18 protein-coding genes and 1 pseudogene are annotated in these 24,772 nt (G+C 70.1%); 11 read left to right on the top strand and 8 right to left on the bottom strand.

Annotated elements, in window-relative coordinates; genetic code table 11:
- Positions 1-8: 8 nt before the first annotated feature.
- From ACH4RC_RS39780 to ACH4RC_RS39795, 4 genes are all read right to left on the bottom strand, one after another.
- Positions 9-719 (bottom strand): hypothetical protein, encoded by a 711-nt coding sequence (locus tag ACH4RC_RS39780; RefSeq protein ID WP_398209504.1) that lies wholly within the window; start codon positions 717-719, stop codon positions 9-11.
- Positions 720-782: 63 nt separating this feature from the next.
- Positions 783-1,319, bottom strand: coding sequence for a hypothetical protein (locus ACH4RC_RS39785; RefSeq protein ID WP_398209506.1), 537 nt, complete (start codon positions 1,317-1,319; stop codon positions 783-785).
- 23 nt (positions 1,320-1,342) lie between these two features.
- Positions 1,343-3,610 carry a hypothetical protein gene (locus ACH4RC_RS39790; protein ID WP_398209508.1) on the bottom strand — a complete coding sequence of 756 codons (2,268 nt, stop codon included), beginning with the start codon at positions 3,608-3,610 and terminating at the stop codon, positions 1,343-1,345.
- 47 nt (positions 3,611-3,657) lie between these two features.
- Positions 3,658-4,158, bottom strand: a complete 501-nt coding sequence (locus ACH4RC_RS39795) for a hypothetical protein (RefSeq protein WP_398209509.1) — start codon at positions 4,156-4,158, stop codon at positions 3,658-3,660.
- Positions 4,159-4,551: 393 nt separating this feature from the next.
- On the opposite strand from ACH4RC_RS39795, the gene ACH4RC_RS39800 reads away from it, so the two are divergent.
- From ACH4RC_RS39800 to ACH4RC_RS39845, 10 genes are all read left to right on the top strand, one after another.
- Positions 4,552-4,989, top strand: a complete 438-nt coding sequence (locus tag ACH4RC_RS39800; RefSeq protein ID WP_398209510.1) for a hypothetical protein — start codon at positions 4,552-4,554, stop codon at positions 4,987-4,989.
- A 2-nt stretch (positions 4,990-4,991) separates the two neighbouring features.
- Positions 4,992-6,746: a hypothetical protein gene (locus tag ACH4RC_RS39805; RefSeq protein WP_398209511.1), complete on the top strand. Its 1,755-nt coding sequence runs from the start codon at positions 4,992-4,994 to the stop codon at positions 6,744-6,746.
- 24 nt (positions 6,747-6,770) lie between these two features.
- Positions 6,771-8,060 carry a S8 family serine peptidase gene (locus ACH4RC_RS39810; RefSeq protein ID WP_398209512.1) on the top strand — a complete coding sequence of 430 codons (1,290 nt, stop codon included), beginning with the start codon at positions 6,771-6,773 and terminating at the stop codon, positions 8,058-8,060.
- A 122-nt stretch (positions 8,061-8,182) separates the two neighbouring features.
- Positions 8,183-8,515, top strand: coding sequence for a WXG100 family type VII secretion target (locus tag ACH4RC_RS39815; RefSeq protein ID WP_398209514.1), 333 nt, complete (start codon positions 8,183-8,185; stop codon positions 8,513-8,515).
- Positions 8,516-8,580: 65 nt separating this feature from the next.
- Positions 8,581-8,880 carry a WXG100 family type VII secretion target gene (locus tag ACH4RC_RS39820; protein WP_398209515.1) on the top strand — a complete coding sequence of 100 codons (300 nt, stop codon included), beginning with the start codon at positions 8,581-8,583 and terminating at the stop codon, positions 8,878-8,880.
- 197 nt (positions 8,881-9,077) lie between these two features.
- Positions 9,078-10,436, top strand: a complete 1,359-nt coding sequence (locus tag ACH4RC_RS39825) for a PQQ-binding-like beta-propeller repeat protein (RefSeq protein WP_398209517.1) — start codon at positions 9,078-9,080, stop codon at positions 10,434-10,436.
- Between the two features lie 76 nt (positions 10,437-10,512).
- Positions 10,513-11,445 (top strand): serine/threonine protein kinase, encoded by a 933-nt coding sequence (locus tag ACH4RC_RS39830; protein WP_398209519.1) that lies wholly within the window; start codon positions 10,513-10,515, stop codon positions 11,443-11,445.
- A 65-nt stretch (positions 11,446-11,510) separates the two neighbouring features.
- Complete coding sequence (locus ACH4RC_RS39835) at positions 11,511-13,706, top strand: protein kinase (protein ID WP_398209521.1); 2,196 nt, start codon at positions 11,511-11,513, stop codon at positions 13,704-13,706.
- Between the two features lie 43 nt (positions 13,707-13,749).
- On the top strand, positions 13,750-15,888 hold the full coding sequence (locus tag ACH4RC_RS39840) for a serine/threonine-protein kinase (protein WP_398209523.1): 2,139 nt from the start codon (positions 13,750-13,752) through the stop codon (positions 15,886-15,888).
- A gap of 59 nt (positions 15,889-15,947) precedes the next feature.
- On the top strand, positions 15,948-17,033 hold the full coding sequence (locus tag ACH4RC_RS39845; RefSeq protein ID WP_398209525.1) for a hypothetical protein: 1,086 nt from the start codon (positions 15,948-15,950) through the stop codon (positions 17,031-17,033).
- A 31-nt stretch (positions 17,034-17,064) separates the two neighbouring features.
- Here ACH4RC_RS39845 and ACH4RC_RS39850 read toward each other — a convergent pair whose 3' ends face one another.
- The 4 genes and pseudogenes from ACH4RC_RS39850 to eccCa form a co-directional block, all read right to left on the bottom strand.
- Positions 17,065-18,048, bottom strand: a complete 984-nt coding sequence (locus tag ACH4RC_RS39850; RefSeq protein ID WP_398209527.1) for a hypothetical protein — start codon at positions 18,046-18,048, stop codon at positions 17,065-17,067.
- Complete coding sequence (locus ACH4RC_RS39855; RefSeq protein WP_398209528.1) at positions 18,045-18,266, bottom strand: hypothetical protein; 222 nt, start codon at positions 18,264-18,266, stop codon at positions 18,045-18,047. Before ACH4RC_RS39855 ends, ACH4RC_RS39850 begins: the two co-directional genes overlap by 4 nt.
- A 163-nt stretch (positions 18,267-18,429) precedes the next feature.
- A pseudogene (locus ACH4RC_RS39860) lies at positions 18,430-18,750 on the bottom strand (DUF397 domain-containing protein); the annotation flags it as partial.
- 213 nt (positions 18,751-18,963) lie between these two features.
- A complete protein-coding gene (gene eccCa, locus ACH4RC_RS39865) occupies positions 18,964-22,932 on the bottom strand; it encodes a type VII secretion protein EccCa (protein WP_398209530.1) in 3,969 nt (1,322 codons plus the stop codon).
- 292 nt (positions 22,933-23,224) lie between these two features.
- Between eccCa and eccD the strand changes: the two genes are divergently transcribed.
- Complete coding sequence (gene eccD / locus ACH4RC_RS39870; RefSeq protein WP_398209531.1) at positions 23,225-24,742, top strand: type VII secretion integral membrane protein EccD; 1,518 nt, start codon at positions 23,225-23,227, stop codon at positions 24,740-24,742.
- The last annotated feature ends 30 nt before the right edge of the window (positions 24,743-24,772 follow it).

Genomic DNA, 24,772 nt, shown 5'->3' on the forward strand with positions numbered 1-24,772 from the left:
ACGCCCCGTCAGGCGGCGGCCCAGGTCTGTGCGGGGATCCGGTCGAGCACGTCGCACAGGTAGTTCAGCCGGTCCTCGAGCGCCTGCGGCGACAGTGTGCCGGTGTACCAGGTGAAGAGTTCGTCGTGGCGCACGCGCAGCGGGTTCTCCCGGCCCCGTTCGTCCGCCAGAAGGAAGCTGCGCACGTCGTCGCCGAGGAAGGTGCGGGCGAACGTCTCGTCCTCGGTGACGACGCGGAACGTGTCGTCGAACTCCGGCACACCGAGCAGGGTCCGCTGCCCGCGGCCCATCACCGTGTCGAACTTGCTGACCCGCCCCACCTGGAGGAACGGTCCCGGCCCGGGCGCAGAGACGAGGAAGACCGACTCGAACGTGAGCTTCTTGCCCTCCCCGACCTGGCTGCCGCCCGACAGAGGGTTGGAGTACCGGTACTCGAAGCACGTGAAGGCGCGGCCGCGGAACTCACCCGTGATGTGGTGCCAGGCGGTCAGGTTGTCCCCGCTGCCCGGCATGGGACCCACGCCGCAGAATGCGGTGGCCCGCCCGGGCGCCCGCCGCTCGTGCGTCCACCCGCGCTCCGCGGCGACCCCGGCGAGTTCCTCCCAGCCCCGGCGGATCCGTCTGTCCTCCTGGCCGCTGCGTACGAACGCTCTGATGACCAGGGTGAACATGCCCGCGACGAACAGGAACAGAAGGACGGGCACGAGGATCTCAACCATGGGCCGAGATTATTGCGGACGCCTTGTGCGACTGCGAACCGAGCCTTCGCGGTCCGCCCCGCCTCACGTGCAACTGCTCGACGCCTCGACTTCCTTCGTGTAGCCGGAGATGAGTTTCAGCATGGCCTCCGCGTCCTCATGGTCGGAGCGGGTGGCCTGGACAGCGGTGAAGAGCACCTGATCGGAGTGTTTGCTGTTGTGGCAGTCCGTGGTCTTGCCGAACCCCTGCTTGTCCGCGTACGCATATCGCCCGTCGTCCGTCCGGTGCTCGGGAGTCTCTTCCGTCAGCCCCTGGGCGAAGTTCAGCACGGACATGTCGTTCCACCACTCCTGAGCGGTGTAGACGACCGCCTTTCCGTCCACCGAGACAGCGCATCGGCTGGCCCTGGACGTGGCGACGGTCTCCTTGACCGTGACCTTCTTCCCCGGAGGGAGGAACTTCGAGAGCTCGTCCGCGTCGACCGGGGTGCCGCACAACGATGTCGGCGTGGCGTAGTCGCGCTGCTTCTCCTCGTCGTGCCCGTCGTCGGAACACGAGACAAGGGCGAGGAGAAGGACGGGCACAGCGGCGATGACGCGCGCGACGGATTTCGGGTGCATGGGATGCTCGCAGATGGTGAGGGTCACTTGGTGGTACTGCCCGGGGCTTGGCCGTCAAGGATGGCACGGGCGTTGATGTAGCCCTGGCGGGAGCCTTCGCGGGCCCATGTGCCGATGTCATCCGCGTTCTTCAGGTGGTACTCGTTCGCCGCCGTCTGGGCGCCCAGCGCGACATACTCGTTGTTCTTCGACAGCCCTGCTTGCCAGCGGCTGCCCATCTCGTCGGACGCCTTTTCGAGTGCGTGGCCTTCCGCGTCCTTGAACACGCCCTCCAGGACAGCGCTCGTAGCGGTACCGGCGGCTCCGCCGACGGCCGCGCCCACCCAGGGGGTGGCGACGAAGGAGGTGCCGACTCCCACGGCCGTCCCGACGGTGCCCGAGATGATGTTCTTGCGCTGGGAGACGCTGTAGTCGAAGTCCTTGTCCTCGTCACCGGCGGGCTTGGCCAACTCCTCCTGCCGCCCGAGCCCCAGGGTGCCCGACACCTCTCCTGAACGCTCGGAGATGTACTTGACCGTGGTCTCCTGGTCAGTGGAGAAACGCTGGTCAGCGGGGAGGTCGGGATCGAGGTGGTGTGCCATGAGCTTGCCCATGTACGCCTCTTGTCCCACCTCGACGGCCGCGTAGCCCTCCGGGTTCTGCCCGACGGCGAACAGGAACTTGGTAACGTCCCTGTGGTGCACGCCTGAGTCCGCGCCCTCGACCGGGTACAGATTCTCGATTTCGGGCCAGTCCTTCGAGTCCCGCGACACATCGGTCGTGGCCCGGTTGATGTCCGGAAGGTACTCCGAGGCGATCTGACCCATGCTGTCCGACATGTAGCCGTTGCCGGTGAGCCGTTCCGGGTCGTCGCCGATCGACGAGACGATCGCGTTGAACAGCTTGGCCTGATCGGCGTTGTGCGCGGGCGTGTCCAGCGTGGGGATCTCGCCGGCGGGATGCCCCGTCGTGGCGGCCTCCAACGCCAGCGCCAGGTTGTTCTGTCCGACGTACAGGTCGTCGCCGTGGTCGTTCGTCTCCTCGGGCCACTTCCGGTCCTCGAAGAGGTACGAGAAGTTGCTGACCGCCTTCTTGTGGTCGTCGTCCTTGGGCAGGTACTCCTCGTTGAAGAAGTCCGTCGCCGCGTCCGGGCTGTTGGACAGGCCCTTGAGATACCCGGTGAGCGGGTCGGCACCGCTGTCGTCACCGATGTGGTTGAGCCAGGGCATGTTCATCCCGCGCATCCAGAGGCGGTTTTCGACCTCGCCGTCCCTGGTGAGCTCGCGCTCGGTCTTCATCAGCTTGGTGCCGTAGCTTTTGAGGAAGTCATCGTCGTAGTCACCCGTGCGCATCAGGTTGCTCATGACCTGGAAGCCTGTCGGGCCGAGGTCGTTCGGGCCGACAGGCTTGTCACCCAGCCTGATCATGTTGCCCTTCCAGCTGGCCATGTCGGCGGAGTCGCTCTGGGTGGCGGTGGCGAGCGTCATGCCGAGGTTGCGCTGGAGGTCGCCCAGCTGATCGAAACGTTCACGGGCGACGTTCGGGTTCACGTGCGGGTCGTTGATGCCCTCCCAGAACTCCAGAGTCCTCTTCGGCCCGAGCTGAGTGGCGAACCGCTCCGCGAACAGCGGATCTTCCTTGTACTTGGCCAGACCTGAGTTGATCTTGTCGAAGTCGGCCGGAGTGAGGTCCCCGGGCTTCTTCGCCGCGATCTTGGCGAGGTCCTCGGCCGCCTCGACGGCCTCGGCCGCGGAGTCGCGATCCTTGTAGTTGGCGTCGGAGAAACCCATGCGGGTCTGATCGGCGATAGCGGTCAGAACCTTGCTCGCCGAGTTGTCGCTCTCCGAGGCATTGTCGAGAATCTTCTGGACCTCGTCGCGCAGCGCGGTGACGTCCTTCTCGCTGTGCTCGGGCACGGTGGTGCCGTGAGCGGCCCGGTCCGGGTGAATGTTCATGGTGACGGTGAAGCCACCGCCGGTGCTCGTGACGGTCAGATTCTTCTTGAGCCCGCGGTCGATGGCGGACTCAAGATCCGTCTTGTACTGCTTCAGCTCGTCCCGGGTGTCGCTGAGTATCCTGTGGACGGTGTTGGCCTGCGTGTGGGCGTCGGTGAACACACCGGCCGTCTTGCCGATGAACTCTTTGGTGACCGCGGCGTTCATGCCGCTCCAGTCGGCTGTGTTGGCAGCCTTGTGCAAGCCGTCCTCAGCCTGCTTCTTGAGGTCCACGAGGTGTCGTACGAGCTGTTCCCAGTCGGAAACGGCATCGTCCAGCGTCTTGAAGTTGGCGAAGCGCAGCGCGTCGAAATCCATGGGTTTCCGTTTCTCCTGTCCGTACGTGTGCCCTGTGCTGCGCGTCGCTACTTCTTCTTGGGCGGCCCGTAGACCTTGTTCTTGGCGCCCGGCTCGCCGGCCCGTTCGTCGAACCCCGCGTCCAAGGTGTCGATGCTGCTCATCTGCCGCTGGATGTAGTGCTCGTCACCGGCGTGCACCTTCTTGGTCACCTGCATGTGGTTGGAGATGTGCGCACACGCGTCCATGAGTGACTTCAGCTGTTCGTCCCACCGGTTCGACACGTGCTTGAGCCCGCCGCCCAACGCGAAGCCCTGCCCACTGAGATCACCGGCGGCCGTGTCGCTGCTCGGAATGGCCACGCGGGCCTTGTCCCACAAGTTGTTGTACAGCGTGTGCGCCTGGCTGCCGATCTTGGCCAGGTCGTCGTGGCCCACCTTGAGGTCGCCGGTCTTCCCGGGCAGCGCCGGGGTCCCACCGCCTCCACCGTCAAGCTGGTTCAGCCGCGTGTGCGCGGACTGGCGATCGGCGGCGTCCGACTTCAGCTGCTCCCATTCATCCCAAGCCATGGATGATCCTTCCCCCGCGTAGCTGTTCTGTGTGGGCCGGTGGCGGCCACCTCACCTCCCGGTCAAGCTAGCAACTCGCCAACTTGTGCACATCGGCCGGTGCCCGGATCCATGCGTTGCTGGTGTGCACATTTCGTGGAGGCTGTGAGGTCGGAGCTCTGGTCGGCATTCACCCGGGTGGAGTTGTGCCGTTTCGCTCCGGAAGTGACTGTTCCTGCCGCCACCTCGTAACGGAGTTAGTGCACAGGCTCGGTTGGAGCGGATGTGCAGGGTGACTACAGTGGTAAGTACGTTGTGAGACGTTGTGGGACGCGGGCTTGCTCAAGCGATCATGCGGTGGCTGCCAGACCGCCACGATCGAGTTACATCACGGGGAACGGGGAGGAAGGTGTCGTGCTTCCAGCAGACATGGTGGGGGGACCGTCAGCGACCAGGGCCGCCAACCTGGAGTACACCAACGAGGCGCTGACCACATTTCAGAAGCGTGTCGACGCGGTGCTCAAGGACCTGGATTCCTCGGCGGGCAGCCCCACGAAGGTGAGCGCTCAGAGCATCAACAAGTCGTCGCTGCACTCGGGCGCGGGAGACTTTCCCGAGGCGGAGCAGCTGTATACGCAGTACAACGCGGTGCACACCAACCTCGTGACGCTCTCCAAGACACTGACCCTGCAGATCGAGGCGATCAGCATCGCCGTGCAGGGTGCCCATCGCGGCTTCGGCAACCTTGAGGAAGAGCAGCGGCAGCGGTTCTGGGCGATCCAGACGGAGATCTCCAAGCTGCAGGACACGGGCTCCAAGCCCACCAACCACGCGAACAAGCCTGGGTACTGATCATGACCAAACACAGTCACGATGCGGACCGGGAACGGGTCCAGCACCAGAACCAGTTCACGGACTTCGCCCACGACGTCGAGGACAACCGCGACAAGGGCGGCCTGTGGGACAACATCCTGCGCGTCACCGTGGGAGTCACTCCGACGGGTCAGGCCCTCGATACCCGACGGTCCAAGTTCGACTCCGACGACCTGCTGCTCAACGACATGCTCGACATGGTCGCGCATACGAACCCGGCGGAGCTCGAATCGTCCGGCACGGCCCTGTGGAACGCGCGCGACGCGATCAAGAAGGCGGCCTCCGAACTCGACGGGCACGTCACCCGGGTCCACTGGGCCGGTGAGTCCGGAGACAGTTTCCGTGACTTCGGCAAGGACCTTGTCACGTACGGCGAGAAACTGAGCGACTTCGCGGGCTCCGCCGGTGACCAGCTGTCCGCCGCGTCCATGGGACTGTCGTCCGTCAAGAGCGCGATGCCGGAGCGGGACTCCCGCCCGCTGGACGAGCAGAAGAAACGCCCCACCCAGTTCGCGTCGCACGAACAGGTGGACAGCAACGCGAAGTACGCGGCGGCAGTCAAGGCTGAAAAGAACCGCCAAGAGGCGATCAACCAGATGAACCGCCTGTCCTCGTACTACGTCGTCTCCGCCAGTGAGCTGGAGACGCTGAACGCGCACCCGCCGCAGCTGCGGTCGATGCCGGACGTGGGCGTGCCGAAGCCCAAGGCCGCACAGCACTGGAGCGATGGCGGTGAGGGTGGCTCCACCGGTACGTCTGGTGGCAGTGCGGCAGGCGGCTCGGGCGGCACCGCACACGTCACGGAACGCTCGCGCCCGCAGGCGGACGGCACGGGAGGGCATGTCGTCAGTACGCCGCCCGCCGGACACACGCCCACGGTCACCGACTCGAACGGCACCGTCGTGCCCGCGGAGCGACCTGTCGGTACGGAGATCGACAGCGTCGGCACGCTGCCCCCGCCCACCACGACAGCACCCCCGACCGGCCCTTCGCCGGTGCCGGGATCGAGCCCCGTGGCCCCTTCCGTCCACGCATACGACAACGGCTACGTGCCGCCGATGGGCCGCGGGACGACCAACCGCAGCACGGGACCGGCGGCAGGGCCCCGCGCCCCCTTCACCGCGCAAGGGCGGCCCGGGGGCGGCCCCGGCGGTACGACCGAAGCGGGCACGACGCGTCCGGGCGGACGTGGCGGCATGGGCGAGACGGGCAGGTCCGGCTCGACCGGCCGGTCCGGTGGACCCGGTGGACCCGGCGGGTCCAGTGGGAAGGCGTCGCCGGCGGCGGGCGGGGGCATCTCGGGTGGTTCGCCGCGTGCCACCGGGGGACAGACACCCCGCGCGGGCGGCGGCACGGGCGCTGGCCGGTCCAACGGTGTGGTGGGCGGTCGCCCCCAGGCCGCACGTCCCGTGCAGAGCGGTTCGCGCATTCCTCGCGGCTCCGTGATGGGCGCCGAGGGCGGTGCCGGCGGCGGTCGCTCGACCGCAGGGAGCGTGGGGCAGCGCGGCGTCTTCGGCGGACCCGGTTCCGCCGCGAAGCCGACAGGCGCGAACGCGGCGCGGGCCGAGCGCAATGGCATGACGCGCGGGGGCAGCGGTCTGGTGCGTGGCCCGGGCAAGCAGGGCGAGCCGCGTGAGGAAGAAACGGATGCGGCGGAGCGGCCCGACTACGTCGTCGAGGACGTGAACACGCATCTGCCCGCCAACCGGCGCGACGTACCGCCGGTCGTCAACTGACCCCGAGCGAGGACTGAAAGCACCATGAAGTCAGCTACCAGCCGACGAGCCGATCGTCCGGCGCCGCTCAAGGCCCGCAGCGGCAGACGTGCGCGTGCGGTCGGGGCGGTCGTCGGCGCGCTGGCCGCGGTGAGTGTGGGGTTCGCGCCCGGCGCCGCGGCCTACGACGCCCAGTCCAAGCAGTGGTATCTGGACGCGATGCGGGCCGAGCAGATGTGGAAGGTCAGCACCGGCAAGGGCATCAAGATCGCCGTCATCGACTCCGGGGTCAACCCGCGGACGCCGGCGCTCAAGGGGCAGGTGCTCACCGGCGAGGTGGCCAAATCCATGTCGTACCACGTGACGCAGGACTACTCCGGTCACGGCACGAGCATGGCGGAGCTGATCGCCGGGACGGGCGCAGGAGGCGGCATCAAGGGGATCGCGCCGGACGCGAAGATCATCCCCTACCGGATCCAGATGGAGGAGCTCAAGGACAAGGCGGAGCTGAGCAGGACGCCGGAGCCCGCCGAGGCGATCAGGGCGGCGGCGGACTCGGACGCCAAGATCCTCAGCATGTCGTTCGGTTCGGAGACCATCGACCCGGACCAGGAGGCCGCACTGCGGTACGCGGCGTCCAAGGGCAAGCTGATGATGGCCGCAGTCGGCAACGAAGGCGCACGGACCGGGCACGTCTCATATCCGGCCGCCTACCCGTACGCCGTCGGCATCAGCTCGCTGGACGAGAGCGGAACGGTTGAGAAGACCTCCTCGTACGGCAGTCACGTGGACCTCGCCGCCCCCGGCAGCAACATTCCCAGCTGGTGCGACTCGTCCTTCCAGTCGTACTGCGTGCGTGACGGCGGCACCAGTTCGGCCGCCGCGCTCGCCTCGGGCGCCGCCGCCCTGGTCTGGTCCGTTCACCCCGACTGGACGGCGAACCAGGTACTGCGCTCATTGATCGACACGGCGAGCCGCACCTGGAAGAAGGACGACCCGAGCATGTACGCGGGCTACGGGACCGTGCGCCCCCGCACCGTACTCGCGAACCCGGACTACGACGCCGGCCCGGCGGAGACGGACCCGCTGGCCAAGGAGAACGGTGGCGCGGCACAGCCCGCGTCCGAGGACGAGACAGAGCCCTCCACTTCTGCATCAGACTCGTCACAGCCAACGCAGAACGCTTCAGAAGTCCCCGCCGAAGCGGCAGGATCAGAGGCGAAGTCGTCGTCAAGTGACAGCAATACGTTGTGGATTGCGCTCGGCGCCGTCGCCGCGGTCATCGTCATCGGGGGCGGGGGATTCGCTGTGATGCGGGCGCGTCGTAGCCAGTGAGACTTTCAACCGTGGGAATTCCTTCGCCTCTTGGGCGGGCCACGGGGGAGCGGTTCGGCCCCTAGCGGGCTGGGTCGAAACAGTTGGAACCAGGGGCACACCTAAGGAAAGGCAGGAGCGCCATGGCCGGGCAGCAGAAGCTCGAAGACCAGCAAGTAATCAAGCTCGAGAAGCAGATGTCGGAGAAGTACGACGGCATCCGCCAGCGTGTCCACAAGCTGCAGGGCGTCATCGACGGCCTCGAGGGCAAGTGGCAGGGCATCGGTCGCGCCGAGTTCGACAAGAAGCAGATGGAGATCAACACCTCTCTGCAGAACATCGGCAAGATCCTGGCCGATGTCATCGACTCGATGAACAAGACGCGCAACATCAAGGACAGCACGGAAGACGACGTGCGTTCCTCGGTGGCCAAGATCTCGACCACGGACGGTGCCTCTTCGCTGAGCGGCTACTGAGACACCAGCGCGGCAGAACGCACCAGTAGTCGGACCACACACAGAATTCAGCGGAGGTAAACGCAATGGTCAGTAACGGCGACGGCCTGCTCGTAACGTACGACGGGCTCGACAGCGCGGCGACCCAGATCGGCAACGAGGCGAAGACCCTCGAGTCCGACCTGCAGGAATTGAAGCAGCTGGTGATCAAGAGCCAGGAGTACTGGGCCGGTGAGGCGCGGGGCACCTTCGGCGAGAAGCTGGCGAAGTGGGACAAGGAAGCCGCCGACATCCACGCGGCGCTGCAGAGCATCGGCCACGTGGTCGGTACGTCCGGCGGCCAGTACATGGACGGCGACAAGAAGGCGGCCAGCTACTTCCAGTAGCAGAACCGCTGTAAAAGAATTCAGGTGGGCGCGCGCGGGAGGCGCCCACCTTCTTTTTGCGCCGGTGAGTCGGCCGACGATGGAGAAAGGTACAGACTGCCATGACGTTCGGGCCGCCGCCCTCGGAGTTCACGCAGTCGCGGCAGCAAGCGCGAGGCCGGAGCCGGCACCGTTCTTACGTACTCGTCGCGTGTTTCGTGGCTGTCGCGGCCCTGCTCGTCGGCGGCTGGGTGCTCTGGCCCAAGGGGTCGGACCCGTCGGTCGCGTTGAACAAGAAGTCCTCGCCGGCACCTGCGGCGGACGACATCCGGGAAAGCGTGGAGGCACGCCCCAAGGGCGGTGTAGGGCATCTCGAGGCCACGATGATGGCCCGCGGTGTCGCCCCGGGGAAGTCGCAGTCCACTCCTGGTACGTGGGTGACCGACAAGACCCTGGTGAAAGGGAACGGCTCCTCCCTTGTCGCCGTGAAGATCGGCACAGCGGAGGAGGACGCCTGGGCGAAGCACCTGCCGGGGCCGATCTGTGCGGCCACGCCGTATGTGACCGTCGACGGCCGTACCGCTGTCGCGTACAAGAGCGGTACGAACAAGGACCCCGACGCCTGCGACCGCCTGGTGATGTTCGAGCTCGACACCGGAGAGAAGCTGTGGGACAGCAAGATCCCCTGGAAGGAGTCCTTCGGCGAGCCCACCCGGATCACCATGGTGCGAGGTGTGGTCGTCGCGACATGGTGGGAAGGCACGGCCGCCGTGGACATGCAGTCCGGGCGGACCCTCTGGGAGCGGGGCCGGACGAAGCCGTGCCACGACGACCAGGTCCAAGGCGGAAAGGCGCTGACCGTCAGCGTCGGCTGCTCGTCCGGGACGGACTACAGGGACGTCCGGTACCAGGTCCAGAAGCTGGAGCCGCGATCCGGCCGAGTGGTGTGGACGTACCGTGCCGCTCGCTATGTCCACGCCTACGTCGTGTCCAGCGAGCCGACGGTCGTGGCGGTGGAGGCGGGAGAGGACGAGATCACGGACCTGCTCTCACTCGACGACCACGGAAAGCACCGGGCGACGATCCGCATGGAGGGGGACCACTACCAGGTGAAGTGTGATCCCGAGCGGGGAGACGGCTGCGCCGGCGCCATCGTCACGGATTCCGAGGTCTACGTGCTGAGCGGGGCCACGAGCGAGACGCTCGGGAACAACACGAACTGGCTGGTCGGCTTCGACCTGGCCACCGGAAAAACGGGCGTCAAGTTCGATGCGGGCCCCAACCAGCAGTTGCATCCCGTCCGGATGAGCGGCGACCGGATCCTCGCCGTCAAGGAGGGAACGGATCTGGTGGCTCCGATGAGCCTCGTCGAACTGGATCCCGCCACCGGGAAAGAGCGCCCTTACTACAGTTTCACCATCCCCCAGGGCTCCGGCAGCGGTTCCGCGTCCGGCGGAGCGACCGTCGTGATCGAGGACGGCAGGGTCTTCTTCGGTAACTCCGGGGTGACGGGGAGTGGCGAGGAGCGTATGCCGGACGCGCAGTGGATGGCCGTGGGAATCGGCAGGGCGGATTGAGCCACGGCAGCTGATGGCTAGCCGCTACAGCGGCTTCAGTAAGCTCACGCCGCCCGCGCCAATAGATGGGGAGTTGTTGTACGTGCAGAGGGTCGACACCGGTGTCGCGGCGGGGCGGAGGGCGCGGACGGTCGGGCCGTATGTGGTGCTGACGGCGCTGGACCGGTCCGGTTCTGTCGCCAAGGTCTCCGCTGCGCGGTACATCGCCCGTACCCCGGACGGTGAGCGCACCGTCCTCCTCAGCACCCCGCCCCCCGGAGTCGACCCGGCCCGTTTCATCACGGAGGCCGACGCCTCGCGGTACCTGGTGGGGAGGTGGGCGCTGCCCGCCGCCGAGTGTGCCGGGCCGGGGAAGGGGGTGGCGTGGCACGCCAGTCCGTACGTACCGGTGCTGCCGTTGCCGACCGTCCTCGCCGTGCACGGCGGGCCGCTGCCGGAGGCGACCGTGCGGGCCCTCGGTGTCGCCCTCGCCGAGACGCTCTCCGTGACCCACGGGCAGAACCTCGTCCACGCCGGAGTCTCACCCGCCGCCGTGCTCGTCGCCCACGACGGGCCCCGCCTCGGCTGTTTCGGCGCCGTACGCGCCGCCGCGCCCGCGTTGTCGGGGATCGACGCGGGTGCCCTCGCCCCTGAGCAGGCCTCGGGCGGGATGCCGAGGCCGCTCGGGGACGTGTACGCGCTGGGCGCGACCCTCGCGTACGCCGCCACCGGCAGCACGGCGCCCGAGCGGGACGAGGTGCCGACGTGGTTGCGGTCCGTCGTCGCGGGGTGCCTCGCGCGGGATCCGGCGCATCGCCCTCAGCTCAGGGACGTCGTCCACCAGTTGGCCTCCATCGACGGGCCCGCCGAGCCGCCCCTGGGTTTCGGCGCCACCGAAAGGGCCGCCGCCCTCCTCGGCCCCGGCTGGCTCCCGCCCCGTATCGTCGCGGCGCTCGCACACCAGGCGGCGTCCGTGCTCGCGGCGGAGACGGCCGTCGCGGCGGCCGGGCCGTTCCACCAGCACCCATAGCACCGCATCTCACCGAACCGCAGCACCTCACCGCACCTCACCGATACGACGGACGCGACGCCCCGATGCCCAGACCCCTCGCCCACGACGACCCCGCCACCCTCGGCCCGTACCGCCTCATCGCGCGGCTCGGCAGCGGCGGCATGGGCACCGTCTACGTCGCCCGGAGCGCGGGCGGCCGTACCGTCGCGCTGAAGACCATGCATCCCGGCATCGCCGAGGACCCGGCGGCGCGGACCCGGTTCCGCCTCGAGGTCGACGCGGCGCGCGTCATCGGCGGGCAGTTCGGAGCGAAGGTCTTCGACGCCGATCCGCTGGCGGTACCGACGCCCTGGTTCGCCACCGAGTACGTGCTCGGGCCCGCGCTCGACGAGGCCGTGGAGGCGGTCGGTCCACTGCCCGAGCAGGCCGTTCGCGCGCTGGGCGCCGCGCTCTGCACGGCCCTCGGCCAGCTGCACCGCAGCGAGGTCGTGCACCGTGACCTGAAACCGTCCAACCTGCTCGTCACCGCGTACGGCCCGAAGGTCATCGACTTCGGCATCGCCCGCGCCATCGGCGACGACCGGCTCACCCGCACCGGTTCCGCGGTCGGCACCCCCGCCTTCATGTCGCCGGAGCAGGCCACAGGCCTCGAGCACGGCCCGGCCGGGGACGTCTTCGCGATGGCCGGTGTGCTGGTGTACGCGGCCCGGGGCAGCGGCCCGTTCGGGCGCGGGCAGGCCGCCGACCTGCTGTACCGGGTGCGCTACAGCGAGCCGGACCTCACCGGCGTGCCCGCCGCGCTCGTCCCCGTACTGGCCCAGTGCCTGCACAAGGATCCGGCGCGGCGGCCCACCACCGAGCAGCTCGCCGCTCACCTGCATGACGGACGCGGAGAGTTCGTCGATCACCTCCCGGCCGGGCTGCTCGCGGAGCTCGGGCGGCGGGCGGCGGACGTGTGGCAGTTGCGGCCGCAGCGGCTGCCGGCCCCGCAGGTCGCCGCGGAGACGGCGCCCGCGACCCCCACCAGCACGAAGACCAGATCCTCTCGGCGCGCCTTCCTTGCCGGAGGGGTGGCGGTCGCCGCCGCGGTGGCCGGTGGCGGGACGTGGTGGTGGCGCTCCGCGCAGGCGGAGAGCGGCGGCGGGAACGGGAAGGGCACGAACGGTCCCGTGCAGACGCGCAATCTCGATCCGGTGTGGGAGAACGAGCAGGCCTCGTACCTCATCTACGGCTACGGCCCGGCTGTCCCCTTCGCCGTCGAGGGTGACATCCACGTCCCCTTCCGCGCGGTGACCTTGCGCTTCAACCCGGACAGCGGTCTGCGCAAGGAAGACATCCGAGCGGACTGCTGCCCCTGGCAGACACAGGCGGTGAACGGCACGGAGTACCGGCTCAACCGCAACTTCGACACCGGGGCGCGCACGCCCCCGGCCGGTGTCGCGACGTGGGACGAGGCACAGGACTACGTGCACCCGACCGCGGGTGTCCTGGGCGGCACCAACGGCGGCCTGGACGGCAATCAACTCCTCCGGGTGTCCGGCACAGTCGCCTACGTGGCCGTCGGTGCCGGTAAGGAGTCCTCGGAGGGTTTCCTCGCCACGCAGAAGTTCACACTCCGGGCTGTCGACACGGACTCCGGTGAGCAACTGTGGTCGAAACCGCTGCCGGCACGTCCCGACAAGAGCCACCGGCTGCACTTCCTCGCCGCCGAGGTCGTCGGCGACCGTCTGGTGACCTTGCAGGAGACCGAGCCCAAGACCGTGCGCGTCGTCGTCCGGTCCACCCGGACCGGTGACGTCCTCTGGGACCGGCCGTACGGGCGGGTCGACGACCTCATCGCTCTCCTGAGCGACCTCGCCGTCGATGACGGACATCTCTACCTGGGCGGCGACCGGCTGCGCGCCCTGCGTCTCACCGACGGGGATGAGACATGGGCGACCAAGGCCGGACGCGCGTACAGCCCGCCCATGGTCGTCTCGGGCGTCGTGTACGCGGTCGGACAGGACGCCGGTCTCACGGCTGTGTCGGCGGACGACGGAAGCGTGGCATGGACCGAGCGGTCGACCGAACTCAGCAGAGTCTCCCTGGCTTGGCGGCCCGTCATCGGCAAGCGGTACGGCTACTACCGCAACGGGGTCCAGTTGCACGCGATCGATCTGCGGACGCACCGGATCGCGCGGACGTACAAGACGCGCGCCACGCGGTTCTACGTGGACACCCCGGACCGGTTCGTCCTCGGCATGGGGGAGACGACCATGAGCGCCTACCCGCTGAGTTGAGCGGCGGACCCGTACACCCACCTCTCACCAGAAAGGCCCGCCCATGAAGCCCCTCGGCGCCGGCGACCCCCTCCGCCTCGGCCCGTACCGCCTGTCGGGCGTGCTCGGGGAGGGTGGCATGGGCAAGGTCTACGTGGGTCAGGACGCGTCCGGGGCCCTCGCAGCCGTGAAGGTGCTGCGGCCCGAACTCGCGCACGACAACAACCTCGCCCAGCGTTTCGTGCGCGAGGCGCAGGCCGCGCAGGCCGTGCGCAGTCCGGGCGTCGCCGCCGTGCTCGGGGCCTGGACCGAGGGCGGGCGGCCGTGGATCGCCACCGAGTTCCTCGCCGGGCTCACGCTCGACCAGGCCGTCGGGACCTTCGGACCGTTCCCCGAGCCCGCCGTGCGCGCGCTGGCCGCGTCGCTCGCCCGTACCCTCGTCGACATCCACGCCGCGGGCTTCGTCCACCGTGACCTCAAGCCGCCGAACATCGTGCTGACATCGGGTGGCCCGCGCGTCATCGACTTCGGCATCGCCCGGCCCGAGCACGGGCTCACGCTCACCACCACCGGGCAGGTGCCCGTCACCCCGGGCTACGGCGCGCCCGAGCAGGTGCTCGGGCAGCGCGTCGCCCCGGCCGCGGACGTCTTCTCGCTCGGGGCCGTCCTCGTCTACGCGGCGACGGGGCAGCGGGCCTTCGACGGTACGCACGTCGCGGCCGTCCAGTACGCCGTAGTGCACGACCAGCCGCGACTCACCGGTGTCCCTCCGCGGCTGGCCGAGCTCATCGCCCCGTGCCTCGCCAAGGATCCGGCGCAGCGGCCCGCGCCCGCCCGGATCGCCCCGGCGATGGCGCCGCCGAAAGGGGCCGAACAGGCGTGGCGGCGGGGTGCGTTCGCCGATGCCATCAAGGAGCGGGAGCGTACGGCGCACCAGCTGACCACGCAGGTCACGGGTGGTTCCCAGGCGGAGCGCGGACCGTCGGTCGGACGCCGCGGACTGCTCACGGGGCTCGCCGCGGGCGGCGTCGTGGTCGCGGCGGGAGGCGCCGCCGGTGCCTGGTGGTTCACCGGGCGAGCGAAGGGCGAGGCGCCCCGGCCGGCCGCCAAGAACGACCCCTTCGACATCCCGCCGGCGGCGCGTACGCCCCTGCAGGCTCTTGAGGAGAGAGTCGGCGGCCCATCGATCGGGCTCGGCGAGCCGGGCATCGTCTGGGGTCTGGAGGACGAGGCGAACGTATATTCGCCGACGTTGCTCCCGGTGCGGGACGTGCTCGTCTTCGGTGCGGCCAGCGGAGGTGTCGCCGCGTACGACGTCAGGAGCGGCGAACGCCGCTGGAGCGCACCGGGCGCCCGCCCGGAGTCGGGGTACCTGTCGTTGTCGGACCGGCTCGTGGCGGTGACCGATGAGAAGGGCGTCCTGCGTACGTACGTGGCGTCGACCGGCGTGCCCAAGTGGACGTGTCCCGCCGCCGAGGCGGAACTCCTGTTCGCCGCCGACGACGAGGCCGTGTATCTCTTCACCAAGACCGGTCGGCTGCGCAGTGTCGGACAGGCCGACGCGAAGGTTCGGTGGACGGTCAGGGCCCCGGCCGAGTTCCGGGGCGACAGCGTGCGGCTCGAGGCTGTCGCCGCCCGGCAGCGTCTCCTGCTGTCCACGGGCAAAGGCCGGGTCCTGGCGCTGGACACCCGCACCGGACGACCGGCATGGACCAGGACCGAGACCGCCGACGCCGATGTCGGCTTCGCCGTGGACGGGGACCGGGTGTACGTCAACGGCAGGACGCTGGAGGCACGCCGCATCACGGACGGCAAGGTGATCTGGCAGGCCACGATCAGAAGGCCCGAGATCGTCGGCGAGTACTGGGGGCCACCGACGGTCCACGGCGACGCCGTCTACGCCAATGGGGGCTATCTCCCCCGGCGGCTGGCGGCGCGCGACGGCAGTGAGGTCTGGCGAAGCGTCTGGGCGGCCGACACCTACCAGCCGGTGCTCGTGCAGGGCCAGGGTGCCTGGTCCTTGCAGACCAACGACGAAGAGGGCAAAAAGCAGTACGTCAGCGTGAACACGGTGCTGTCAGGCGATGGCGGGCGCGTGTGGAGCTACGACCTCCCGTTGACCGACAAGCAACGGATCGCCGCCGACGGCAACCGCGTCTTCGTCATGAACGACAGCGCCGTGACCGCTCTGACAGTCTTCTGACCCCGTACGACCTCCTCCGACCCGCTGACGGCGCCGAATTCCACAGGGGACCCCGCAAAGTGAAGCGACGCACCGGACACACCCTCCTCTGGACCGCCCTGGCTGCCGCCGTCCTCGGCACAGCCACCTACGTCGCCGAACCCACCGTCCGTGACCACCTCGTCGCCCGCAACGTCTGCGACGGAGCCGTCCCGAAGTCGGTCGTCGACTCGCTCACCCCCGACGACGTGCATCTGAAGGAGTCGAAGGCGCGGCGGATCTCCGGGCTCGGCAGTTACACCTGCACCCTCACCGTGAAGGCGGGCGAGCACGACGCCCGCGACTGGTCACTGCTGCGCATGGAGGCGTACACGCGCGCCGACGACCGGGACCGCGAGATGCGCGTGTCCCTCCCGCAGTACGGGACCGAGTACCAGGAGGCGCTGCCGGACGGGCTGCCCGGGTTCGTGGACCGGCTGCAGAACATCGTGCTGCGGGTCCCTTGCCGAGGACGAGGACGAGGACGAGGCGAGGGCGGGCCGGAAGCGCTGCTGACCCGCGTCGCCGTGGCCCGCGACGCCCTGCACGGCGTGCCGGGAGCGGCCTACCGCGCGGCCGCCTCCTTCACCGACGCGGCCGCGCGCGAAGTGGGCTGCGACGCCGCCCCGCTGAAGGTGACCGGCGCCGCCGCACGCTCGGCGCTCGCCGACCCGGCCGCCCGCGACGACGGCAAGGCGCCCGCCCGGAGCGTCTCCGTGCCCGACGCCGCGCGGACCGCCTGCGGCTGGGCGGCGACCGCCGGGCTGCCGCACGCCGACACGTGGACGGTGTCCGCCACCGGCCGGCCCGCGTCCATGATGACGACCTGCGCGCTCGCGGGCCCGGACACCCAGGCGGTCACCCTGCACGCCTGGTACGGCGACTGGGGCACCCGTTTCCTCAGCCGCGACTCCTACGCCGCGGTGCGCGACCCGATGACCGCGGTCGCCCACTGCGACGGCGCCCGCGCCAACTTCTCCCTCACCGCCGGGCGCGAAACGGGCAGGAACGACTCGGACGAGCAAAGCGTCAGTGACACGGTGCGCAAGCGCTTGCTCCGCGCCTTCGTGGCGGATCAGATGCGCCGCGCGGGCCATTGTGCGGGCAAGCCGGACTTCACGTTCTGAACCGCACACCCGTTGCCGGTTCGGGTGGCCCTCAACGCTGCCCCCACCGCAAAGACGCCGACCACAACCCCGACACGTACCGCTCGTCCACCAGATCCCGCAACTGCGCGGCCCGCTCCGCGCTCACCCCTCGCTCACGCACCCACCCCTCGAGGGCGGCGTTCAACTGCTCGCGCCCGTCGAAGAGATCCCCGCGCACGTCGCCCGTCGTGCGCCGTGCCGCGATCGTGTTCATCGGCGGGCGCGCCGTCACGCGCCGCGCCGACGGCCGGTACGCGCCCCGCGTGTGCTCGCGCACCAGGCGGTCGAACGTGGCCAGGTCCTCGATGTCGCCGTCCGTCGCGTAAGCCGTCCGCAGCCCCGCCAACGTGCCGATGCGCTCGGCGATGCCGCCCAGGTCCGTGTCGGGCTGCGTGAGGTCGTAGCGCCGCCAGTCCGAGGCGGACTTCTCGGCGTCCGCCTTCCGCTCGGCGGTCAGCCGCGCCGCCGGGTCGCCGCCGCGGTCCGTCAGGCGCTCCAAGTAGTACGCGAAGTAGGCGCGTTCGGCGTCGTAGAGGATCGCGAACGCCTCGGGGTTCCGGGACAGGCGCGACGTCAGCACGTCGGAGGTGACGTACTCCGCGCCCGCCGGCCGGTCCTCGTAGCCGAACGCCGCGTGCGTCTCGCGCGGGTCGAGGAACGGGCCGTACTCCGCGCGGCCCGCGTCGTCCAGGGCGGCGGCACCGGTGCCCGGCTCGACCGGCCCCGTCGCGTCGCGATCGATCCCCGCCGACTGCGCGCGGGCCACGTCGACGACGTACTCGGCCATCACACGCGCCACCGCGGTCTCGAGCCCCGCCGGGATGCCGCTCCGTCCGGAGAGCGCGGACAGCACCGCGTACGCGCTACGGGCCTGCGGCGCGCTGTGCGGCTTCCCGGGGGCCGAGGACGCGGCCGCCACGATCACCCGGCCGACGTCCCGCGCGCCGTCACCGCAGTACGTGTCGTGGTCCAGGAGCTGCCGGGCGCGGCTCATGCGGCTCGTGTCGTCCCGCGGGTCGAGGCCGGAACGTGCCGGCAAGGCGTCGCGTCGGCCGGGTCCGCGAGCGTCACCGGCACGACGACCGCCGTCGCGAGAACCACCACGGCCGCCGCACCCGCCACCAGCCGGTGGCGGCGCAGCCAGCCGCCACCGAGCCGCCATACGGAGGGCGCGGGGGTACCGGCGGACGGTGTGTCCGGATCTATGGTCATGGCGGCGTATCCATGGTCGTGGCTCTTGGCTTTTGGCTCGTGACTCGTTGCTCGTGGCTGCGAAGTGCGTGCCGAGTTCGAGTTACTGGGCCTGCTCAGAGCCACGTACCGCCTGCTGCTCCGGTACCGCCTGCTGCTCCCGCGCTTCCGCTTCCGCCTCCGTCACCCCGCCGTTCGCCACCGTCGGCTCCAGATCGAACTCCCCGTCCCTGGCGCCAAGGACGAACGCCGTCCACTCCGCCTCCGTGTACCGCAGCACCGTCTCCGGCTCCAGGGACGACCGCATCGCGACCGCGCCGTCCGGCAGGTACGCGATCTCGACGCGCTCCTCCTGGTCCTCCGTGCCGGGGGCGCTGTGCCACTCCACGCCGGAGATGTCGAGCGCGTACAGCTCGTCCTTCTCGCGCTCCTTGCGGGCCGTGATCTCCTCGGGGGTCTCGGGCTGCCGAGACTCCTGAGCGGTGTGCTCCTGTGCGTCCGCCATGGTGAGCGGCCCCTTCCGGACGTGCGAAGTACTTGCGCGGTCACCCTACTTGGCGCGGTCCCCGCCGACCCGTGAGTCCCGGCAGATCACCCCGTACGCAGGACGAAGGGGGCCGCACCCCATAGAGTGCGGCCCCCTTCGCGGATCCGGCCAGAGCGCCAGAGCGCCAGAGCACCAGAGCGCCAGAGCACCAGAGCGCCCGGGCGGGCGGGTCTACTGCTCCAGGCCCACCTGGACCAACGGCTTGCCCCGCTTGCGCGAGACGAACGTGCCGCGGCCCGGCGGCATCGCGCGCGGGCGCACGCCGCCGAGCAGGTCGCCCTCGTTCGGGTCACCGGCGAGGACGACGCCCTGCGCGCCGAGCTCCTTGACGCGCTGCATGAACGCCTCGTAACCGGCACGCCCGGAACCGGCCGTGGAGCGGGCGATGATGAAGCGGACGCCGACATCGCGCGCGAAGGGCAGGAGTTCGGTCAGGCCGGAGAGCGGGTTGCCGCTGGACGTCGACACCAGGTCGTAGTCGTCGATGACCACGTAGACCGTGGGGCCGCGCCACCAGCTGCGGTCGCGCAGCTGCTGGGCCGTCACGTCCGCGGTCGGCGTGCGGCGTTGCATGAGGTCGACCAGGGCGTCCATGTGGTGCCCCATCTGGTTCGACATCGGGATGTACTCGGCCAGGTGGGAGGCCGGGGTGACGTCGAGCAGCGAGCGCCGGTTGTCGACGACGAACAGCTTGCAGGTGTCGCCGCTGTAGCGCTGGGTGAGCTGGCGGATCAGCAGCTTCAGCAGGTTCGACTTGCCGGACTCGCTCTCGCCGAAGATCAGGAAGAACGGGTCCTGGTCGAAGTCGACGAAGACCGGCTCCAGGTTGTCCTCGTCGAGCGCGAACGCGATGCCCCGCTCCGGGAAACGGTCGCCCGGCGGGAGCTGACGCGCCGCGAACTCGCGCGGCAGCAGCCGGACCTCCGGGGCGCCGGGCTGCGTCCAGTGCCGGGTGACCTCGGCGGAGAGCGCCGACGTGGCCTCGGCGAGGTCCGTGTCGGAGGACAGGCCGTCGATGCGCGGGACCGCCGCCATGAAGTGCTGCTTCTGCGGCGTCTGGCCACGGCCGGGCACGCCGGTCGGGACGTTTGCCGCGATCTTGCGGTCGAACTCGGAGTCCATCGTGTCGCCGAGCCGCAGCTCCAGGCGGTTCATGAGGTGGTCCTTCATGTTCGCCCGGACCTCCATGGACCGCGACGCCGTCAGGATCACGTGGATGCCGTAGCCGAGACCGCGCGCGGCGATGTCCAGGACCAGCGGCTCCAACGCCTCGTAGTCCGAGCGGAAGTTGCCCCAGCCGTCGATGACCAGGAACACGTCACCCCAGGGCTGGTCCGTGACCGAGATGTCGCCCCGCGCGCGGCGGTTGCGGAAGTCGGCGATCGAGGCGATGCCCGCCGTGCGGAAGTACTCCTCGCGCCGGGTCAGGACGCCGTAGACCTCGGCCGCCGTACGGCGCACCTTCTCGGGGTCGAGGCGCGAGGCCACGCCGCCCACGTGCGGCAGGCCCTGCACGGCCGCCATACCGCCGCCACCGAAGTCGAGCCCGTAGAACTGGACCTCCTGCGGCGTGTGGGTCAGCGCGAACGACGCGATGATCGAGCGCAGCAGCGTCGACTTGCCCGACTGCGGACCGCCCAGGATCTGCATGTGGCCCGCGGCGCCGCCGAAGTCGATCCACAGCGGGTCGCGCCGCTGCTCGTACGGCTTGTCGACGAGGCCGACGGGGACGACGAGGCGCCCGGCGCCCTCGTAACCGGGCTGGGTGAGCCCGCGGCCCTGCACGGGCGCGAGGCCGGGCAGCAGCGAGTCGAGCGACGGCGGGCTGTCCAGCGGCGGCAGCCACACCTGGTGCGCCGCCGGGCCCTGCGCCTCCAGGCGCCGCACGATGACGTCGAGCACGGTGTCGGCGAGCGCGTCGTCCTTGTCGTCGCGCGGCGCCTCCTCCTCGCGCTGCTGCGGCACGGGGATGTACTGCACGGGTACCTCGGCCGCCGTGAACAGCGCGGGGCGCCGGTCCACCGGAAGGGGCCCGCCGGGCGTCGTGACCCGCGCCGAACCGGTGCGGTAGACGCCCGACACGTACGCCGCCTTGAAGCGGACCATCTCGTCGGTGCCGAACTTCAGGAAGCCGGAACCCGGCACGTTCGGCAGCTCGTACGCGTCCGGGACGCCGAGAGCCGCGCGGGATTCGGCGGCGGAGAAGGTCCGCAGACCGATCCGGTAGGACAGGTAGGTCTCCAGGCCGCGCAGACGGCCTTCCTCGAGGCGCTGCGAGGCGAGCAGCAGGTGCACGCCGAGGGAGCGGCCGATGCGGCCGATCTGCACGAACATCTCGATGAAGTCCGGCTTCGCGGTCAGCAGCTCGCTGAACTCGTCGATCACCAGGACGAGTGACGGGATCGGCTGCAGCGGGGCACCGGCCGCGCGCGCCTTCTCGTAGTCGTGGATGTTCGCGTAGTTGCCCGCGTCGCGGAGCATCTCCTGGCGGCGGTTGAGCTCACCGCGGATCGAGTCACCCATGCGGTCGACGAGCGTGAGGTCGTCGGCGAGGTTGGTGATCACGGCCGCGACGTGCGGCATCTGGGCCATGCCCGCGAAGGTGGCACCACCCTTGAAGTCCGCGAGGACGAAGTTCAGCGTCTCGGAGGAGTGCGTCACCGCGAGACCGAGCACCAGGGTGCGCAGCAGCTCCGACTTGCCGGAGCCGGTGGCGCCGACGCACAGACCGTGCGGGCCCATGCCCTCCTGCGCGGCTTCCTTCAGGTCGAGCATGACGGGACGGCCGTCGTCGCCGACACCGATCGGCACGCGCAGCCGCTCGGCCTGCGAGCGCGGGCGCCAGGTGCGCTTGGTGTCGACGGCCGCGGCGTCCCCCAGGTTCATCAGGTCGGTGAAGTCGAGGTTGGCGAGCAGCGGCTCGTCGTCGCTGTCGCCGCCCGTCGCCATGCGCAGCGGCGCGAGCTGGCGCGCGAGCGCCTCGGCGGCGGCGTACGAGAGGACGTCCGGGGTGCCCTCGTAGACCATGCCGTGCGCGGACTCCAGGCGCAGCACCTTCGGGTGGACGACGACGGAGAGGTCGCCGCGCCCGGCCGCGAGGTCGCCGGGCACGACCTCCAGGACCGTGACGCCCTGCAGACCTTCGGGGCTGGCCAGCATCGACGTGGGCGGCAGCGAGACGCCGTCGAGGACGACCACCAGGTGCGGCTTCTCCGGCACCGGGGCGCCGCCCGGGTGGAAGCGCGGCCGCCCCTCAAGGCGCGTGCCGAGCAGTTCTTCGAGCTCGCCGGGGTCGGTGCTGATGAGGCGGCGGGAGCCCGCGCCGTCGGTGAGCCCCGGCACCTGGTTGTGGGGGAGCCACTTCGCCCACTCCCACTCCGGCACGGTCTGGCGCCCGGCGGCGACCGCGATGACCAGGTCCTCGGGGGAGTGCATCGAGGCGAGCGAGGCGACGAGGGCGCGGGCGGAGCCGCGCACGGTGTCCGGCTCGCCGCTGACGGACACGTGGTAGAAGGCGCGCAGCGAGACCGCCATCGGCAGCTCTTCGAGCGTGCTGTGCGTGGCCAGGAAGCGCTGCATCGCGCCGGCCGTCAGCGGCTCCAGCTCGTCGACCGGGGCGGTCTGCGGCGGCACCAGGGGAGTGGCGAGCCCCTGCGGGCCGAGGCCCACCCGGACCTGCCCGAAGTCCTCGTCACCGCTGCGCCGCTCCCAGACCCGGCTGCCCTCGGCGACGAGCGCCCACAGTTGCTCGGGCGAAGGGTGCAGGTAGTACTGCGCGTCGCGCTGCTTGCGGGCCGTGCCGAGCGCCTCGCGCCGGGTCTGCGACAGATAGCGCAGGTAGTCGCGGCGCATGTCCGCCATCTGTCCCTGGTTGCCCTTGCGGTAGCGGGCCAGCATCGCGATGCCCATCGCGATCGTCGACGCCACCATGACCATGCCCATGATCTTCATGAAGGGCTGGGCCTGGGGGTTGAAGAAGAACACGACCGAGCCGCCCATGCCGAGCATGGGCAGGATCTGCATCAGCGCGCCCTCTTGCTGCCCACGTGGGAGCTCCGGCGGCGGCTGCAGCACCACCTCCTGCGTGGGCACCTCGGACGGCAGTGCCCGAGGTGGGCGCTTGACGACGATGTGGCTCACTCTGCACCAATTCCCTTGACGGACCGAGTTGTTCCGTCCGCCGCCCCGTGTCAGGCGGACGTCGATCGCGGTTCGCGATCCTACTGACAACCACTGACACGGGCGGGCGGTAGGGTGCCGGAGGTACGCGTGAGCAGGTGCGAATCCGCCCAGAGAAACCGGGCAATCCACGCAGTCCGGACCGTGCGCCTTCGCCGGAATCCAGCCGGAAGAGCGCGCGTGACCGGCCCGCGGGCCGCGCCGCGCAACGTACACAATTTCTTTACGGAGCAAGGGGGAACAGCAGGTGACCATGACGGCCTCCGCGCCGGCCGGCCGAGCCGGCGCAACGGGTACCGGAGCCCCTGCCGCAGCAGGCACGGGCCTCGGCTTCTGCCGCGTCACCATCGTGGCGCCCGACAGCCGCATCGACGTGGCGCTGCCCGACGACGTACCGGTCGCCGACCTGTACCCCGAGATCCTGCGGCTCTCCCAGCAGAGCCCCGCCGAGGGCGCCCCCGTCGGCTACCACCTCGTACGCCGTGACGGCACGGTGCTCGACAGCGCCCGCTCCTTCGCGGCGCAGCGCATCCTGGACGGCGAGCTGCTCACGCTGCGCCCGTTCTCCGAGTCGCTGCCGCCCGCCGTCTACGACGACGTCTCCGAGGCCGTCGCCTCCGCCGTCACCAAGGACCGCGCCCTGTGGAGCGGCGACCTCACGCGCGCGGCGGGCCTCGTCGCCGGCGGCGTCCTGCCCGCCCTGATCGCCTTCGTGGCCTGGAGCTCCGAGCTCCGCCACGACATGCACAGCCTCCAGGGCATCCTCGCGGCCGTCGCGGGCGTCCTCCTGGTCACCCTCGCGTGCATCCGCGCGCGGGTCTACAACGACCGCGGCTCGGCGGTCGCGCTCGGCCTGGGCGCCCTGCCGAACATCGCGGTGGCGGGCTCGGGCCTCCTCCCGCTCTCCGAGGGCCAGGGCATCGGCCGTCTCCAGTTCCTCCTCGCCTGCGCGGCGGTCCTGGTCGCCTCCGTCGTCCTCACCCTGATCTCGCCCGGCGGCGACGGACCCTTCGTGGCGTTCGTCTTCGCCTCCCTGATCGGGCTGCTCACCACCTTCGTCGCCAACCTGACCGACCTGAAGCCGATCGAGACGGCCGCCATCTGCGCGCCGCTCGCGGTGAGCGCCCTGGCGTTCCTGCCCGGCCTCTCCATGCGCTTCGCCCGGCTGCCCATCGGCTTCGCTGCGCCGAACCCCGCGCGCGCGGGATACGACTCCACGGCCGAGCCCGCCGACCCGCACGAGGCCGTCGATGCCGAGCGCGTCGCCGCCCAGGCGCGGCGCGGCCACGAACTGCTCGTCGGGCTCGTCGGCGGCTGCGCCCTCGTCTCCGTCGGCGCCTCGATCGTCCTCGGCTTCTCCAGCAACGTCTGGGGCCAGCTCCTGGCCCTGGCCACCGGCATCGCGATGCTGATGCGCGCCCACCTGTTCCGCTACACCGCGCAGGTCGGCGCCACCCTCGCGGCGGGCCTCGCCGCCCTCGTCTTCCTCGGACTCGGCCTCGCGCTGCACCCCCCGATGGACTACGTGCGCGAGGCCATCATCAAGAACGACACCACCTCGCTCGACATCCGCACGGTGTGGATCGCCGCGGCCATCGGCGCGACCGCCGCCCTGGTCACCGCGATCGGCCTGATCACCCCGCGCCGCGGCGTCACTCCGTTCTGGGGCCGCTTCCTGGAGATCGCCGAGACGTTCGTCCTGCTCACCCTGGTTCCGCTCGCCCTCGCCGTCTTCGACGTCTACGCGTCCGCGCGCGCGATGACGAGCTAGGTCTCAAGGGATCCAGGCACCCGTTCGGGG

Source organism: Streptomyces sp. NPDC016845, assembly GCF_044332585.1.
Classification (GTDB): domain Bacteria; phylum Actinomycetota; class Actinomycetes; order Streptomycetales; family Streptomycetaceae; genus Streptomyces.

Bases quoted from the DNA above. Each gene is read 5' to 3' on its own strand.
- ACH4RC_RS39820 (WP_398209515.1), top strand. From the start codon at position 8,581: ATGGTCAGTAACGGCGACGGCCTGCTCGTAACGTACGACGGGCTCGAC.
- ACH4RC_RS39850 (WP_398209527.1), bottom strand. From the start codon at position 18,048: ATGAGCCGCGCCCGGCAGCTCCTGGACCACGACACGTACTGCGGTGAC.
- ACH4RC_RS39815 (WP_398209514.1), top strand. From the start codon at position 8,183: ATGGCCGGGCAGCAGAAGCTCGAAGACCAGCAAGTAATCAAGCTCGAG.
- ACH4RC_RS39780 (WP_398209504.1), bottom strand. From the start codon at position 719: ATGGTTGAGATCCTCGTGCCCGTCCTTCTGTTCCTGTTCGTCGCGGGC.
- ACH4RC_RS39855 (WP_398209528.1), bottom strand. From the start codon at position 18,266: ATGACCATAGATCCGGACACACCGTCCGCCGGTACCCCCGCGCCCTCC.
- ACH4RC_RS39805 (WP_398209511.1), top strand. From the start codon at position 4,992: ATGACCAAACACAGTCACGATGCGGACCGGGAACGGGTCCAGCACCAG.
- ACH4RC_RS39785 (WP_398209506.1), bottom strand. From the start codon at position 1,319: ATGCACCCGAAATCCGTCGCGCGCGTCATCGCCGCTGTGCCCGTCCTT.
- ACH4RC_RS39835 (WP_398209521.1), top strand. From the start codon at position 11,511: ATGCCCAGACCCCTCGCCCACGACGACCCCGCCACCCTCGGCCCGTAC.
- ACH4RC_RS39810 (WP_398209512.1), top strand. From the start codon at position 6,771: ATGAAGTCAGCTACCAGCCGACGAGCCGATCGTCCGGCGCCGCTCAAG.
- ACH4RC_RS39840 (WP_398209523.1), top strand. From the start codon at position 13,750: ATGAAGCCCCTCGGCGCCGGCGACCCCCTCCGCCTCGGCCCGTACCGC.
- ACH4RC_RS39795 (WP_398209509.1), bottom strand. From the start codon at position 4,158: ATGGCTTGGGATGAATGGGAGCAGCTGAAGTCGGACGCCGCCGATCGC.
- ACH4RC_RS39790 (WP_398209508.1), bottom strand. From the start codon at position 3,610: ATGGATTTCGACGCGCTGCGCTTCGCCAACTTCAAGACGCTGGACGAT.
- eccD (WP_398209531.1), top strand. From the start codon at position 23,225: ATGACGGCCTCCGCGCCGGCCGGCCGAGCCGGCGCAACGGGTACCGGA.